The 14,871-nt window shown below is 64.5% G+C and carries 15 protein-coding genes and 1 pseudogene; 9 read left to right on the top strand and 7 right to left on the bottom strand.

The features are described 5' to 3' along the window. The coding region (locus YUU_RS0117765) for an Hpt domain-containing protein (RefSeq protein WP_027523607.1) at window positions 1–407 on the bottom strand (407 nt) is incomplete at its 3' end. A 625-nt stretch (window positions 408–1,032) separates the two neighbouring features. Here YUU_RS0117765 and YUU_RS0117760 point away from each other — a divergent pair. From YUU_RS0117760 to YUU_RS0117745, 4 genes are all read left to right on the top strand, one after another. Beyond that, complete coding sequence (locus YUU_RS0117760) at window positions 1,033–1,743, top strand: Crp/Fnr family transcriptional regulator (protein ID WP_027523606.1); 711 nt, start codon at window positions 1,033–1,035, stop codon at window positions 1,741–1,743. Between the two features lie 193 nt (window positions 1,744–1,936). After that, window positions 1,937–2,644, top strand: a complete 708-nt coding sequence (locus YUU_RS0117755) for a Crp/Fnr family transcriptional regulator (protein ID WP_027523605.1) — start codon at window positions 1,937–1,939, stop codon at window positions 2,642–2,644. Between the two features lie 193 nt (window positions 2,645–2,837). Then, window positions 2,838–3,212 (top strand): Hpt domain-containing protein, encoded by a 375-nt coding sequence (locus tag YUU_RS0117750; protein WP_027523604.1) that lies wholly within the window; start codon window positions 2,838–2,840, stop codon window positions 3,210–3,212. Window positions 3,213–3,309: 97 nt separating this feature from the next. Beyond that, window positions 3,310–3,558 (top strand): hypothetical protein, encoded by a 249-nt coding sequence (locus tag YUU_RS0117745; RefSeq protein WP_027523603.1) that lies wholly within the window; start codon window positions 3,310–3,312, stop codon window positions 3,556–3,558. 23 nt (window positions 3,559–3,581) lie between these two features. Here YUU_RS0117745 and YUU_RS0117740 read toward each other — a convergent pair whose 3' ends face one another. Further along, on the bottom strand, window positions 3,582–4,196 hold the full coding sequence (locus tag YUU_RS0117740) for a helix-turn-helix transcriptional regulator (RefSeq protein ID WP_027523602.1): 615 nt from the start codon (window positions 4,194–4,196) through the stop codon (window positions 3,582–3,584). Window positions 4,197–4,536: 340 nt separating this feature from the next. Between YUU_RS0117740 and YUU_RS0117735 the strand changes: the two genes are divergently transcribed. The 4 genes from YUU_RS0117735 to YUU_RS0117715 all read left to right on the top strand — a co-directional run bounded on the left by YUU_RS0117735 (window position 4,537) and on the right by YUU_RS0117715 (window position 9,347). Beyond that, entirely contained in the window at window positions 4,537–5,700 is a 1,164-nt protein-coding gene (locus YUU_RS0117735) for a hypothetical protein (protein ID WP_027523601.1), read from the top strand. A gap of 338 nt (window positions 5,701–6,038) precedes the next feature. After that, a complete protein-coding gene (locus YUU_RS0117725) occupies window positions 6,039–7,370 on the top strand; it encodes an MFS transporter (protein WP_027523600.1) in 1,332 nt (443 codons plus the stop codon). A gap of 51 nt (window positions 7,371–7,421) precedes the next feature. Next, on the top strand, window positions 7,422–7,847 hold the full coding sequence (locus YUU_RS0117720; RefSeq protein WP_027523599.1) for a hypothetical protein: 426 nt from the start codon (window positions 7,422–7,424) through the stop codon (window positions 7,845–7,847). A gap of 285 nt (window positions 7,848–8,132) precedes the next feature. After that, window positions 8,133–9,347 carry an EAL domain-containing protein gene (locus YUU_RS0117715; RefSeq protein ID WP_027523598.1) on the top strand — a complete coding sequence of 405 codons (1,215 nt, stop codon included), beginning with the start codon at window positions 8,133–8,135 and terminating at the stop codon, window positions 9,345–9,347. A 402-nt stretch (window positions 9,348–9,749) separates the two neighbouring features. On the opposite strand, the gene YUU_RS0117710 is transcribed toward YUU_RS0117715, so the two are convergent. The 3 genes and pseudogenes from YUU_RS0117710 to YUU_RS0117700 form a co-directional block, all read right to left on the bottom strand. After that, window positions 9,750–10,121, bottom strand: a complete 372-nt coding sequence (locus tag YUU_RS0117710) for a hypothetical protein (RefSeq protein ID WP_027523597.1) — start codon at window positions 10,119–10,121, stop codon at window positions 9,750–9,752. A gap of 72 nt (window positions 10,122–10,193) precedes the next feature. After that, window positions 10,194–10,343: pseudogene (locus tag YUU_RS58730) on the bottom strand (DUF1214 domain-containing protein); the annotation flags it as partial. A gap of 178 nt (window positions 10,344–10,521) precedes the next feature. Further along, on the bottom strand, window positions 10,522–11,382 hold the full coding sequence (locus tag YUU_RS0117700; RefSeq protein WP_027523596.1) for a DMT family transporter: 861 nt from the start codon (window positions 11,380–11,382) through the stop codon (window positions 10,522–10,524). A gap of 159 nt (window positions 11,383–11,541) precedes the next feature. On the opposite strand from YUU_RS0117700, the gene YUU_RS0117695 reads away from it, so the two are divergent. Beyond that, window positions 11,542–12,897 carry a PLP-dependent aminotransferase family protein gene (locus tag YUU_RS0117695; protein ID WP_051389778.1) on the top strand — a complete coding sequence of 452 codons (1,356 nt, stop codon included), beginning with the start codon at window positions 11,542–11,544 and terminating at the stop codon, window positions 12,895–12,897. 16 nt (window positions 12,898–12,913) lie between these two features. Here the strand turns inward: YUU_RS0117695 and YUU_RS0117690 are convergent, their stop codons facing one another. Together YUU_RS0117690 and YUU_RS0117685 are read right to left on the bottom strand one after the other, a co-directional pair. After that, window positions 12,914–13,525: a GDYXXLXY domain-containing protein gene (locus tag YUU_RS0117690; protein WP_027523594.1), complete on the bottom strand. Its 612-nt coding sequence runs from the start codon at window positions 13,523–13,525 to the stop codon at window positions 12,914–12,916. Next, window positions 13,522–14,793 (bottom strand): DUF2157 domain-containing protein, encoded by a 1,272-nt coding sequence (locus tag YUU_RS0117685; RefSeq protein WP_027523593.1) that lies wholly within the window; start codon window positions 14,791–14,793, stop codon window positions 13,522–13,524. The genes YUU_RS0117690 and YUU_RS0117685 overlap by 4 nt, the downstream gene beginning before the upstream one ends. Between the last annotated feature and the right edge of the window lie 78 nt (window positions 14,794–14,871).

Here is a 14,871-nt window from a genome sequence, read left to right as displayed (position 1 = left end):
GGTGCGGCTCCGCCAGCAGCCATTGCGGCCATGCCCTGCTCGACCATCGCTTCCAGCTTGTCGATGAGGTCGCGGTCGGTGCCCTCGGGCTCGGCTTCGGTNGCCTCGAGCCCGGCCAGAATCTCCTTGATGCGGTCGATCGACGACAGGATCACCGTCACCGCCTCAGCGGTGACCGGCATGCCGTCGCGGAATTTGCCCATCAGCGTCTCGCCGGCATGCGCCAGCGCTTCGAGCCGCGGCAGCCCCAGAAAGCCGCAGGTACCCTTGATGGTGTGGACGAGGCGGAAGATGTTATCCAGGATCTTGGCGTTGTTCGGCTCCTGCTCGAACTTCACCAGCTGATTGTCGACGGTGTCCAGGCTCTCGCTGGTCTCCGTCAAAAACTCCCGCAACAGATCATCCATGGAATACGCCTTACCAACCTTGGACTCGCCGCCAGCTTCCCGGCCTTGATCGCGACTGCCTGATCCGACTTCTCACAATCGACGCAATGCCCTCCCTTCGATCGTTAGACATCGCATTTCACGGCCGCGTTAATTTCGACCTCCGTGCTAATACGGATATTGAAGACGACTTTGTCGTTTGGCGCTGCGCCCTGGCGGTTTTCGACAAAACCGGCCGCAGGCGTCGCGGCGATGACGCAAACTGTCGGCGCGCCACGCGTCGCGGGACGCCCCGTAAAAGAGAGCCTCGGCGGTGAAAGGCGCTATGCCGGCGCCGCGCGGGTGAATCACACATCCGCATCCGTCATCGCCCGTAAGGCCGGTGATTGCTGCTCCGGCCGCGACGCACGCGATGGGCATTCGAGGTAAACAGACTCTTACCCCATGATGGCTCGCACAGGATGCGACGCGCCTGCTCTCCCGGCTGCGAATCGGCAATCGGCGCGTGTTCTCATTCCCGTCGCGGCGAGGCGCCTGCCCTCCGACGTGTATATAGACCAATACACAACTTATGTTGTATCGTGGGTCAGCCGTGCGACCGCGGCGCGCGGCGTGACGACGAACGGCAGCGCCGGATTGATCTCGCATGACTGCAAGCGGTCGCCCGCCCAATCAATTGCTCAGGACGCTCGATGCAGCAGACTTCGCGCTGCTGGAGCCCCATCTCGCGACCGTCGAGCTGGCCAGGGAGATGTCCCTGGGCGTGGACGGCGCTCCGCCGAAGCAGGTCTACTTCCCGCTTCGCGGCGCGGTTTCATTGACGGTCAATCTCGCAGAGGGACAGACGATCGAGGTGGCGATGCTGGGCCGCGACAGTGTCATCGGCAGCGGCGCGGCTCTGGCCGGCTGGGCTGCGCTGGCGGACGCCGTCGTGCTGTTTTCGGGCACGGCGGTCAGCCTGGACTGCACCGCATTTCGCGGTGTCGCCGACAAAAGCCCGCGGTTCCGTCGCCTGATGGTCCGGCACGAACAAGCGCTGCTGGCCCACGCGCAACAATCGGTGCTTTGCAACACGTTGCATCCGGCCGAAGCGCGCCTTGCGCGCTGGCTGCTGCGCGCCCGCGACCTCTGCGACAGCGCGACCCTTCCACTGACGCAGGAGTTGCTGGCGCAGATGATCGGCGTGCGACGCAACGCGATCTCGCTGGTCGCGCATTCGCTGCAGCGCGCCGGCATCATCCGCTACAGCCGCGGCCAGATCGAAATCGCGGACCCCCATGCGTTGGAGGCAACATGCTGTGCGTGTTACGGCGCGGTGAAAAATGTCTATGCGCGGCTGCTGGTATCCGCTCCGTGAGCCGGCAGGCTGCGTCGTGGTGACGCAACTTCTTGTGCATGCCGACGTGCACAGAGGCTGCCCGCGACGATGAGGGGCTATATGTCCAATTGCCAACATATCCCGGAAGGCACATGATGGGCGCCTTAGACCCGTGCGAGGGATGGCGGATACGCGTTTGCGCTTCGCCGGCTGGGAAAGACGGGAGGCAGTTATGGAAACGATGGTGCGTCCATCCAACGGTTTCCTGTCTGCTCTGTCGGCGGATGATTATGAGTTGATCCGCCCGCACTTGCGCATCACCGAACTGCCCCATGAGACCGTGCTGGTGGAGACCGGCGAAACGCTCAAGCGCGCCTATTTCCCGCATCGCGGGGTGATCTCGCTGGTCGTGGAACTCGCCAGGGGCGAGCATGTGCAGGTCGCAATGATCGGCCGCGACAGCCTGCTCGGAGCACTGTCGGCGATGGGCGATACGAGCGCGCTGAACAGCGCGGTGGTGCTCGTCGGCGGCACGGCCTCGGTGATGGAACTCGACCGGTTGCGCGCGGCGGCCGACCAGAGTTCCTCATTGCGGACGCTGCTGACGCGCCACGGGCTTGCGGTCTATGCGCAGGTCCAGCAGACCGCCGGCTGCAATGCCGCCCATCCCGTGGAGTCGCGGCTGTCGCGGTGCCTGTTGCAGATCCACGACCTGTCGGGCGACGTCCGGCTGCTGCTGACCCAGGAGAACCTGGCGCAGATGATCGGCGCGCGGCGAAACAGCGTCTCGCTGGTCGCCAACACGCTGCAACAGGCCAATTTCATCCACTACAGCCGCGGCCACATCCAGATCAACAATCTCGACGGGCTGCGCCAGACCGCGTGCGAATGCTACGCCACGGTGAAGGCGCAGTACGACCGGCTGCTTGGGCCGCGATGATCCGAAGGGCTAAAGCGCGATGAGATTGGGCTGAATCATCATCGCGCTTTAGGTTGTTGTTTGATCTCCGCGCAAACGCGTTCCGCGTTTGGCGCGCAGAAAACTGCGTCCCACTTTTCCGGATCATGCGCTAGATGCCGCCACCGCGCGTGAAGTTTACACGGCGTAGACATTCAGCCGCTAGAACCCTCTCATGCGCGAAGCTGCCGCCCTGCTGACTGCCGAATCCTCCCTCGCCGCCGAGCCGGTACGGGATCCCTGTGCCTTCCAGGCGCTGGTGCGCGAGATCGGAGTGGACGGGGCCGGCGAGGTCCGCGCCGTGTTCTGGAGCGAGACCGATGCGCGCCTCAAGCTGTTCGGCGATCTCACCCTCGCGCAGCAGCGTGCTCGGATCGAGCGCGAAGCCCATTCGCTGAAGAGCGCGGCGCGCACGTTCGGCTATCAGCGGCTCGCGGCGCTCGCCCAGCAGCTCGAACGAGACGCGGCGGCGCTCGATGACGCCGCCTACCGCGAGCTGCTCGAGGCGATGGCGAAAGCCTACGCTGCGGCGCGCGAGGCGGACGCCTGATCCCTCGCAGAAAATCCCGCCGTACTTCTACGGCTTGGGATTTTCATACATGGCTAATCATAGGTGGCGATAGTCGCGCGAGACCAGGAGGGTTTCCATGTTCACCTATGAAACCGCGGACCAGAAGGAAGTCCGCCGCTTCCGCATCGCCCAGTTCAACGGCCGCATGGCGACGGTGAAATCGGGCGAGGAGACGGTGACCGGTTTCGTGCGCGCCGTGCTGGAACAGGAATCGAGCATCCCGCCGCGCTGGACCATCACGATCATCCCGAGCGCGCCGAAGGACGAGGTGAAGCCGCTGCGTCCGAGCTCGCGCGCGCGCCCCTTCGCGGACGACTATTACTGAAACTATACGGCGGCCCGGCCGCCTCAATCGATCGAATGCAGCAGCGCCGCGCGGACCAGATCCGCGGTGTTGCGCGCCCCGAGCTTGCGCATGGCCTCCGCGCGATGGCTCTCGAAGGTGCGCGGGCTGATCTGCATTCGCAGCGCGCCCTGCTTGTTCGAATAGCCTTCGCTGATCAGCCGCAGCACCTCGCGTTCGCGCCTGGTCAACCGCTTCGGACCGTGCGAGCTGGAGAGCTCGCTGCCGGCCTCACGCAGGGCGAGCGGCGCGCGTCCGGCCTTGGCCTCGGCGTCGTCGATCCCTGACACTCCGTTCCGCGGCGCGCCGCCGAGCTGCTTCACCAGCGAGCAGACACGCTCGGTCTGCGCCAGCGCATTCTCGACCACGCGCTGCAAATAGGCTCGATCGGCCGAGATCGCGAAAAGCTGGTCGCTGTGATGCTTGATTTCGCCCATGTAAAGGAGAAGGGCGGTCAGGGGGCCGTTCAGCTCGCGGGCGATCGCGGTGGCGGTCTCCTCGGATGCCTTGGCACGGGCGGCGTTCAACCGGGCGAGTTCGAGCTCTTCGTGCGGAGAACTGCTGCTTTCGTACCAAGCCGGCGATCGCGAATCAGCGACCGGATCATTCTGATGCGCCATGTGGTTCGTTTAGCGGAACCCGGGGCGAATCGTGCTTAACTTTCTGTTCCGTAAGACTACGGTGATTTTGACGGTTTTGTGCCAAATCCCCGGCGGTTGCACAATTTATGCTTGTTAGATTGCCTAGGATACCGCACATCGGTTGCAGATCCTGCCTAAATCTCAGGCATCTCCTGAAATCCCTTCTTAACGTCAGGGCGGCCGGCGGGCGGCCACGCCGTACGACTTTACCAATTAATTAACAGTGACTTGCTTCTCTGGAGCACAGTTGAGAGCGCGCAAATGCCTCCACGCGACGAACCAGTAACAGTTCCGGAAAAGTTGCGAAAAATTGCGTGCCATGAGCCATGTCGAACAGCTCTGGGAATTCTTGCAGAGGCTGACGCCGCTGTCGCGGAGCTGTCTGCTCAGCGAGCTCGAGCGGCTGGAGCTGTGCGGCATCGACATGCCGGGCTCACCCGACATCCAGGCGAAGCTGCGCGCCGAATTCCGCAAGGACGGTTCGACCCAGGGGCGCGCCACCAATCCGTCGCGTTCCTTCTTCGCTCCGCTCGAGCTGCTCTTGATGGACGGCGCGCCCGAGCACGCCAATATGGGGCGGATCTCGCGTAACACGCTGACCCCGATCTGGGAGTGGATCTGCCGCGACCTGCTGCCGACCATGGCGCGCGACTACGTCAAGGCGATCAACGATCAGGTCGCGGCCAATAACCCGAAGGAGGTGCAGAAGACCGCGACCGCGTTCCAGATCAAGGTCATCAAGGTCCTCGAGAACACGCTCGCCTCGCCCGACGGCACCGGGCTCGCCCGCGCCAAACTCGGGCAATACACCGCCTCGCGCTTCGCCTTCGACGATGTGACCAAGATGCTGCAGGTGCTGCGCGCGAACGCCGCGCTGTCGAAGTTCAACGAGAAGCTGCCCGAGAAGATCTCGAAATTCGACGACGGCCAGGCGGCGCAGATCACCGCGCGCCTCGACGCCTTCAGGAAGGCCAATCCCGAGGCCCTGCCCTTTGCGCTGGCGCTGGTGGCGCGGCGGCTGAAGACGCCCTGGCACCTGATCCGTCTCGCCACCAAGGCCGCGCCGACCAAGGCCGCCGCCGACGTTGCCGCCACCCCCTATGCCATGACGGTTGCGATGGTGCTCGACCGGCTCGATGACAAGCGCCTGGCGCTGCGCGTCGCGCTGAAAAACAACCGGGTGCTGATCGCGCGCGACCTGCTCGCCGAAATCTATGACACCGAATATGCGCTCAAGGTCCGCATCGACGAGATCGAGCCATCCGAATGGGGCATCCGCCTCCAGCAATTGATGGACGCGATCGCCGCGCTCGTCGCCGCCGAGGTCAGCCGCTTCCCCGACAATGTCGGCCACATCCTCGGCTCGCGCCGCCTGCGCAACCATGACTCGATCGCGGGCAAGCTGAGCTATCTCGCCTGGAAGGGGCGCGATGCCGTGCAGGATGGCGCGGCGGCGTTCCGGAAGCTGATCGGGCAGACCTAAAGTTCGGCTAGTCCCGCGGAGCGGGCGGCATGCTCAGGAAGCGGTCGAGAAATCGTCCCGACAGCACGAACCAGAACCACCAGGCCATCATACGCCGCGTCGTCATCGCTGCGATCCTCACGCAGCCCATCACCGGTGACCGCATTGATAGCGCGGGCGCGGCAAGACGCATGTGAACTGCATCACACTCGCCCGCCCCGGGGCCGGGTTCCTCCAAAAGTCGAACCCGTCGGACGCGGTCGTCTTGGAACCCTGACGGCGGCTCGGAGGTTTTTTCGTCGAAACAACCCCATGCACAGTAGGGGCTCGGGGGCGCCGTTGCACGAAAGGCTCCCGCCATGTCCCTCTCCCATGTCGACCCGCTCTCGCTGCCCGACGGCGAGCACCAGCTTCAGCTGCGCCGCGCCGTGATCGCCTCCACCATCGGCACCGCCATCGAGTGGTACGATTTCTTCCTCTACTCGACCGTCACCGGCCTCGTTTTCGCAAAACTGTTCTTTCCGCATTCCGATCCGTGGGTTGGCACGCTCGAGGCCTTCGCGATCTACGCCGTCGGCTTCGTCGCCCGTCCCGTCGGCGCGGCCATTTTCGGCCATTACGGCGACCGCATCGGCCGCAAATCGACGCTGATTGCGACGCTTCTGCTGATGGGGCTCGCCACCTTCGCGGTGGCGCTGGTCCCGACCTATTCGAGCATCGGGATCTGGGGCGCGGTCCTCCTGACCGTGCTGCGCTTCATCCAGGGCGTCGGCGTCGGCGGCGAATGGGGCGGCTCGGTGCTGATGTCGATGGAATGGGCGCGCAACGATCATTCCCGCGGCTTTATTGCCTCATGGCCGCAGTTCGGCGTGCCCTGCGGCCTGTTCCTCGCCAACCTCGCCGTGCTCGCCTTCAGCCAGATGTCCGGCGAGCAGTTCTTGTCATGGGGCTGGCGCGTGCCCTTTGCGCTGAGCCTCATCCTGGTGGGCGTCGGCCTCTACATCCGGCTCGGCATTCTGGAAACGCCGGTGTTTTCCAGGCTGGTCGCGGAGCGCAAGGTCGAGCGCACGCCGATGCTGCAGGTGATCAAGGAGCATCCGAAGGAGATCCTGCTGTCGGCCTTTGCCCGCATGGCCGAGCAGGCACCGTTCTACATCTTCACCGCCTTCATCTTCGCCTACGGCGTCAAGACGCTGAACGTGTCGCGCGACTTCCTCCTCACCGCGGTGCTTTGTGCCTCGGTGCTGTCGTTCGTTTCGATCCCGCTGTTCGGGCATCTGTCCGACCGCTTCGGGCGCAAGAACATGTACATGATCGGCGCGGCCGTGACCGGCGTATTCGGCTTCATCTATTTCCGCATGCTCGACACCGGCTCGGAGCCGGTCATCTTCCTCGCCATCATCCTGTCGCTGATCCCGCATGACATGATGTACGGCCCGCAGGCCGCATTGATCGCCGAAAGCTTCACCGGACGCCTGCGCTACAGCGGCGCCTCACTCGGCTATCAGCTCGCCTCCGTCATCGCCGGCGGTCCGGCGCCCCTGATCGCGGCCTGGCTGTTCGGCACGTTCGAGTCGGCGACCGCGATCGCGGCCTATATCGCGCTCTGCGCCGTGATCAGCCTGATCGCGACCGCGGCGATGACCGACTACACTGGCAAGAACATCTCGGGCGAATATAGGGTGGGCTGACGCCCGCCCCTCGTCCGGGCCGGCAAGCGTGAGAAGGGAAGGAACTCGCAAATGAGATCAGTGAGAGCGACGTTGACCATGGCTGCATTGCTGGCCGGCGCATTGGCGATCAAGTCCGCGGCCATTGCGCAGACCGCGCCGCCGCCGGAGAACGTCGCGCCGACCGCCGACAATGCCGTCATGCTCACGGTGTTCTTCAAGCACGACCAGTCGCGCCCGCTGAGCGAGCTGAATGCCCAGCTCGAGAAGCAGGGTTACTACAAATCCTTCCCGCCAGCGGGCGTCGAGGTGGTGAGCTGGTACGTGATGATGGGCGTCGGCCAGGTGGTCACACTGCGCCTGCCGGCCTCGCGGCTGCGCGAGGTCAACCGCATCATCGAGGACAGCGCGTGGGGGCCTTATCGGACCGAGTTCTATCCGACCTATGACTACAAGGCGGTCGGCATGGCTCGGCACGACAAGGCTGCCAGCAACTGATACCGGCGTTATCGAATGAGGCGACATCGCGCGCGATGTCGCCTGATCGCCCGGTCAGGTGAGTTGCCGCTTCGCGTGCACGGCATCGCCGATATCGCAACGATTGCAAGACCGCGTGCGCGAGACGGACGCGAATGTGAAGTCTTCTTCAACAGGATGCGTACAATTTTACATATGATGAGGGCTTTAACGTTACCCAAATAATTCAACAATGATGCTGAAGCTCTCCATATTTGGAGCCGCGCTCGCCGTTATGAAGTTGTCACGGAACGGGAGTGGTGTGCGATGGACGAGGGGCTGGGCGAGCTCGCCGGACGGAAGACCGTAACCTTTGGACGGCGGAAAGTGACGCCGCGCGCCTGCGTGGCTGACGGCAAGCGGCACTTGCGTGCCTTCATGAGCGAAGTGCTGGAGGATCTCGGCTTCGTCACCAGCGAATGCGGCAATGCCGAGGAGCTGCGTGGCATGCTCGCCACGGAACTCCCCGACCTCATCCTGCTCGGCATTGCCGCCGATGGCATCGAGCCCGGCAAGTTTCTGGAGATTTTGGTTCGCGAGGAATTCGGCGGCAAGGTTTTGGCCGTCGGCGCCCGCGAATCGATCATTGTCAAGGCGGTGCAGCAGGTCGGCCAGGAGTATGGCCTTGCCATGCTGCCGCCACTTACGACGCCCTTTGCCGCAGAGACGCTGCGCGACCGCATCGCGATGCTGCTGCCGGACGAGCCGGCGCCGAGCCCCGCCGTGCATGTCGGCGAAGCCTTGCATGCGGGCTGGCTCGAGCTCTGGTACCAACCGAAGATCGACGCACGCACACTGATCCGCTGCGGTGCCGAGGCGCTGGTGCGGATGCGGCATCCGACCTGGGGCGTGGTGCCGCCGGCTTATTTCATTCCGGAGGAGCGCGATCCGCATTTTCGCGAACTGTCCGAGTTCGTGATCGAACGCGCCCTGCAGGACTGGCACTATCTCGTGGAGCGGCAGAGCCCGGTCGATCTCTCGATCAACCTGCCGGCCACGTTCCTGCACGAGCCCCAGGCCGTGCGCGATCTCTGCCGGCGCATGCCCGCCCATCCCGCGTTCGGCGGGCTGACGATCGAGATCGCAAGCGACGAAGTGATCCGTAATCTCGATTGTCTTCTCGACGTCGCATCCGAGGTACGCTTTCACAACATCGGGCTCGCCATCGACAATGTCGGCACCAACTGGCCGGAGCTGATGGGTCTCGACCGGTTTCCCTTCGTCAAGCTCAAGGCCGACCGGCACTTCGTCACCGGCAGCAGCAACGATGCGCTGAAGCGCAACGTGTGCCGCCACATCGTCGAGCTCGCTCGCGACTACGGCGCGCACAGCGTCGCCGAAGGCATCGAAACCCGCGCCGATCTCGTCGCTGCCAACGAGATCGGCTTCGATCTCGTGCAGGGCTATCTTTTCGGCAAGCCGATGCCGCTGAAGAAGTTCGCAAGGAGCGCGCTGACGCGGACGGTGATGGGACAGGGGTGAGGCGACGGCCTCACCCAACCCGCCGCGCAAAGGCGACGCGGACGACCACGAGTGCGGTCGCTGCGATCACCTCCAAAGGACCGTTCGCTCGCCTAGCGACAGACCCACACACCATTGACCAGCACGCGGGCGCAAGTTGGCGCCACTACGGCGGCTCCAGCGGCCGCTGCACCTACGGCCGCACCGCCGACGACGGCGCGGCGCGTTGTACGACGCGCGACGCCGGCGACACTTACTGGCGTCGCTGGCCGCCCGACGCGGGCCTGTGCGCTCTGAATCGAGAACGAAAGTCCATCTTCTGACCACTGCACCGAGCTTATGGCTGCGCAGGCAATAACGGCGCCGGCCAACCACAGTTTTGTTCTGTATTGCATGACAGCCTCCTTTGTTAGTTCGACAGATCTACTTCGCGTCTCGCTTCTTGCTTGCTCGGTTTGACGGGGCTCCGGACGGCGGACTCGCGGGGTCGCCTTCCTGGATACAAGTGAGGAGATCAACGTAGCTTTGAGCGAAGGCAATTGAAGTAGCCTCCTTTTCGCAGCGATCGCGAACAGGACCGGCATTTGCCGACCAAAGGGCAACCAGCTGCTGCTGAGCCTTCGTTTCATCGCTCATGCAGTTGTCGAAACTCTGCCCCAAAACGATTCCATTCGCCTTGTCATCGGCCGCTGTGCCCTTGCACAGTGCCTCAACATTCAAATGGGGAACGCGATCGGAAACGGGCATCACCAATTGGCCTCCGAGGAGTGCCGCCGACAAAAGCGCGATCTTCATCTTGACCTCCCTCAGGTTCTGCTGAACCTTGATCTGCTCCTACCACTGCTCCCGTTTGCTGGTCCTTTGCGATCAGCTGCTCGCAACCCTTCTGACGGCCGGCGGAGACCAGGTGCCGTTGATGATCGAAGGCGCCTTCTCGTTCGGCCAATACATCCGCAGCATCAGAATGAACTTGCCGGCGGGTGCAGGCAGCCAGTTCGACTCCTTATCCGCTCCAGGCATTGCGAAGTAGGGCATGCGATGCATCAAAGAGATAACTCTCCTTATGCAATGAGACCCAGAGTTGCGGAACGGGCGTTGATTCAGATCAACGTTGATCGCATCGCCCTGACACTAGATGGCGGCCGCCCGAATGAAGGCACGCTGACGGTGATGGGACAGAGGTGAGGCATCAGCCTCACGCAAACCGCCGCGCGAACGCGACGCAGACGACCACGAGCGCGGTCGCCGCGATCATGCTCCACGCCACCGGCTCGTGCAGGACGAGGCCGGCGAGTGCGAGGCCGAAGAAGGGCTGAAGCTGTTGTAGCTGGCTGATGCTGGCGGTGCCGCCGATCGCAAGGCCGCGGTACCAAAATACGAAGCCGACGAACATGCTAAAGACGGAGACGTAAGCAAGGCCGATCCAGGCCGGCGCGCCGATGCCGTCCCATGTCAGCGGCAGCGACATGATCGCGACGGGCAGCATCAATGGCAGTGCGAGGATGAGCGCCCATGAGATGACTTGCCAGCCGCCGAGCCGGCGCGACAACGTCGCGCCTTCGGCATAGCCGAGGCCGCAGAGCAGGATCGCGGCAACCATCAGGAGATCGCCGGTGAGCGAGCCCGCGCCGCCGCCCGATAGCGCAAAGCCCGCGACCGTCGCGGTGCCGACGATCGAGAACAACCAGAACGGCAAGCGCGGGCGCTCGCCGCCGCGCAGCACGGCGAAGATTGCGGTCGCAAGCGGCAACAGGCCGACGAAGACGATCGAATGCGCCGACGTGATGTGCAGAAGCGCCAGCGCTGTCAGCAGCGGGAAGCCGACCACGACGCCGAGCGAGACGATGGCGAGCGAGGCAAGGTCTTTTCGCGCGGGTCTTTGCTGACGAAGCAGGGCAAGCAGCGCCGCCCCTAACAGTGCGGCGATCACCGCGCGCGCCGAGGTCAGGAAGATCGCGGAGAAGCCGCCGACTGCGACGCGCGTCGCCGGCAGCGAGCCGCTGAAGATGACGACGCCCAGAAGTCCGTTACCCCATCCGTTGCCGGCCGATTGCATGTCGCCTCGCTTTCCCGTGAGCGACCCTGGCCTTTTGACGGTGGCGAAACCAGCCACAATCCCATACAATCTGGCCAAACTGTACCGGTATGGAAGCCCATACACTTGGATAGACTGACGCAAACCAGAGGCCGCGGCGGGGCGCGCACCACTGACGTGATGAGCACCATCCGCGCCAAGGTCGCGGGCCGCGCGCTTGTCCCCGGCGACCGCCTGCCGTCGATCCGCAAGCTCGCCGCGAGCATGGGCGTTTCGCCCTCCACCGTGGTGGAAGCCTATGATCGCCTGGCGGCTGAAGGATTGATCCGGGCGCGGCGCGGCTCCGGCTTCTACGTCTCTGCGACAACCATGCCGCCGCTCGCGCTCACCGGTGTCGAGCCGCGCCGCGACCGCGCCGTGGATCCGTTCTGGGTCTCACGGCAATCGCTCGATGCGGATTCCACGACGCTCAAGCCGGGCTGCGGCTGGCTGCCGGCGGACTGGATGCCGGAGGCCGCCTTGCGGCGCGCCTTCCGAGCGCTCGCCCGGAGCGATGACAGCCTGCTTGCCGACTACGGCTCTACACGCGGCTCGCTTGCGCTGCGCCGCTATCTGCTGGCCCGCTTTGCCGAGGACGGCATCGAGGCCTCGGTCGACCAGCTCCTGCTCACGGCCTCGGGGACACAAGCCACCGACCTCGTCTGCCGCTTCCTGCTGCGGCCCGGCGACACCGTGCTGGTCGACGATCCCTGCTACTTCAATTTTCGCGCCCTGCTGCGTGCGCATCAGGTGAAGATCATTGGCGTGCCCTACACGCCGTCGGGCCCGGACGTCGCGCGCTTCGAGGCAATCCTCGCCGCGGAGCGACCGCGCCTCTACATCACCAATTCCGCACTCCACAACCCGACCGGCGCGACGCTGTCGTTGCAAACGGCGCATCGCGTGCTGAGCGTCGCCGCTGCACATGACCTGGCAATCATCGAGGACGATATCTTTGCCGATTTCGAATCAGAACGTTCGCCGCGCCTTGCCGCGCTCGACGGCCTCACCAACGTCATCCGTATCGGCAGCTTTTCCAAGACGCTCTCCGCTTCGGTGCGCTGCGGCTATATCGCCGCGCGCGCCGACTGGATCGAGCATCTCGTCGACCTCCAGGTCGCAACCAGCTTCGGCGGCCCGAGCCCGGCCGCAACCGAGGTGATCGCGAAGGTGCTCGCGGGCGGCACCTACCGCAAGCACATGGACGAGCTCAGGCAAAAGCTCACGCGCACCCGGCGCGAGGTGGCGCGAAAGCTCGGCGCGCTCGGGCTCGAACCCTGGCTGATGCCGCGTGGCGGATTCTTTCTGTGGTGCCGCCTGCCGGACGGACTGGATTCGACGCAAGTCGCGCGCGCGGCCCTGGCCGAAGACGCGGTGCTCGCGCCGGGCAACGTGTTCAGCGTGTCGCAAACGGCTTCGCGCTTCATGCGCTTCAACGTGGCGCAATCGATGGAACCACGCGTCTGGGACGTCATGCGCCGCGCATTGAAGATGTGACCGGATTGATCGACGGCTAGAGCCACGGCTCGTCATAGACCGGTTCGCCGTCGAGCAGCAGCCGCTTGATGGCGGCACGGCCTGACGGCAACACGGCTGCGACGACCCGCAGCTTCTTCTGGTTGCGGGCTTGTTCGAGCTTCCTGCCCTCGCCTTCGGGCACGAAATAGCCTTCGAGATTGTAGGAGATCGCGAGCTTGTCGCAGAAGGCGCGCCGGCCTGAGCCGCAGGATGCGCCGTAATTGACGCGGCCGCGGATCAGCACTTCGGGAGGGGTAACTGCCACCGCCTCAGTGTGCACCGAGACCGCCTCGTAGAGGCCGTCGGCATTGGGCGCGAGCTTCACGAACACGATGGGATTGCGCGCGGCGGCCGGTTGATTGGCGAGCGCGCCCGCCGGCAATTGCGAGATATCGTAGCCGAGCACGACATAGTCGCCGCGCAAGAGGTCGCGGGGATCGACAGGCCGCGTCTGCAAGGTCACCTCCGTGCCATCGCGCAAGATCTGCATGCGATCGACGACCATCACGATCAGCAGCGCACACTGAATCAGGATGGCCGCGCCGAACAGCACGGCTTTCGGGATGCGCCGCCAGAACACGGCGAGAGGAGCCAGGGCCTCGATCATTCGTCGGTCCTCGACAGCGCGCGGTCCAGGACCGTCGCAAATGCAACAGCAATGACGCCGGCTGCAGCAAGAAAGGCCGAGCGGCGCAGCAATGAGCCCTTCACCACCCAGGTGATGCCAGCGATGACGCCGGCGATCCCGAGCCAGCCCGCGACGATCCGCGGGCGTACCGCATCGAGCATGCCGGAGACGACAAGGCCAAGCATCGCGCAAAGCAGAGCGGCATAGGCCAGCCATGGCTCGCCTGCCCGAGACGCCCACCACAGGGGGGCAGCGACCAGGACGAGGGCGATCGCGCATCCTGCGAAGGCCTCACCCATCCGCTTCGTGATCCCGGCGGATGCAAACGCGAGGATCGCGCCTGCGATCCCGCACATGATGGCCCACAGCGGTTGTGCAGTGGCAGAGCCGGGCTCGATACGGAAGATATCATCGACAGTCGTCACCTCGAGGACGGCAACGACGGCCAGCGAAAATGCCCCATAGGCCGACAAAACGCCTCCGAAGCGGAGCGCCCTTTGCGAGGGCACTGCTGCGATCGCAAGCCCGCCGCCGAACAGCAACGCCGCGCCGTCAGCGAGAACGAATGACGGCTGAGGATTGTCGAAACCAAAGCCAAGCGCTGCCACGATCCACCACGGCAGCACGGCAAGCGCGACGAGATGAGCGGCCACGCGCGAGTTCCAGGCAAGCGCGAGACCCGCGGCGACGAGCCAAACCACCGCGAACGGCAGATGCAGGGCGTCGGGCGTATCGTAGACACGCATGCAGCTCCATATGCAGGCGGCCGCGAGCCCGACCGCAAGCGCGCCGCGCGAGCCGGTCAGCAGCGCCGCCGCAAGCGCACCGATCGACCACAGCAGCATGCCGCCGGCAAAGTCCCCGCCCAGATGGTACATCTGGCCAACCAAAGCGATGCCGGCGCCGAAGATGATCGCGCCGATGCCGGCGCAGAGATCGGCGAGAACCGGCCGCTGCGTGTGTGCGAACCACGCCCCGAGACCGCCGGCAACAATCATGCCGGCGATGAGAATTGCGAACCGCAATAGGCGCGCAAGCTCCGTCCAGTGGGCGGCGACGAAGGCAAGGAATGCGGCTGCGATCAGCAGGCCGCCGACGATGGCCACGACCACGGCAATGTTGGTGCCGGAGGAGAGCGGCGGAAGCACATTGCGGATGCTGGCGGCGGCCGCCGGCGCGATCACGCCATCGGCTTCCCACTGCGCAAGATCAGCTTCAAGTCGCTGGCGGTAGTTTCGGTCGAACATTGCCCTTGTCGCTGGGAAACATTGGTTGCCTCATTAGACGATAGCAGCCAGTACAAGGTTCGAACGTCATCATCCGGT

Origin of the sequence: Bradyrhizobium sp. Ec3.3, from assembly GCF_000472925.1 — a bacterium.
Taxonomy (GTDB): domain Bacteria; phylum Pseudomonadota; class Alphaproteobacteria; order Rhizobiales; family Xanthobacteraceae; genus Bradyrhizobium.
Note: the sequence above shows the minus strand (reverse complement) of the source record. Positions and strands in the feature narration are given on the sequence as shown.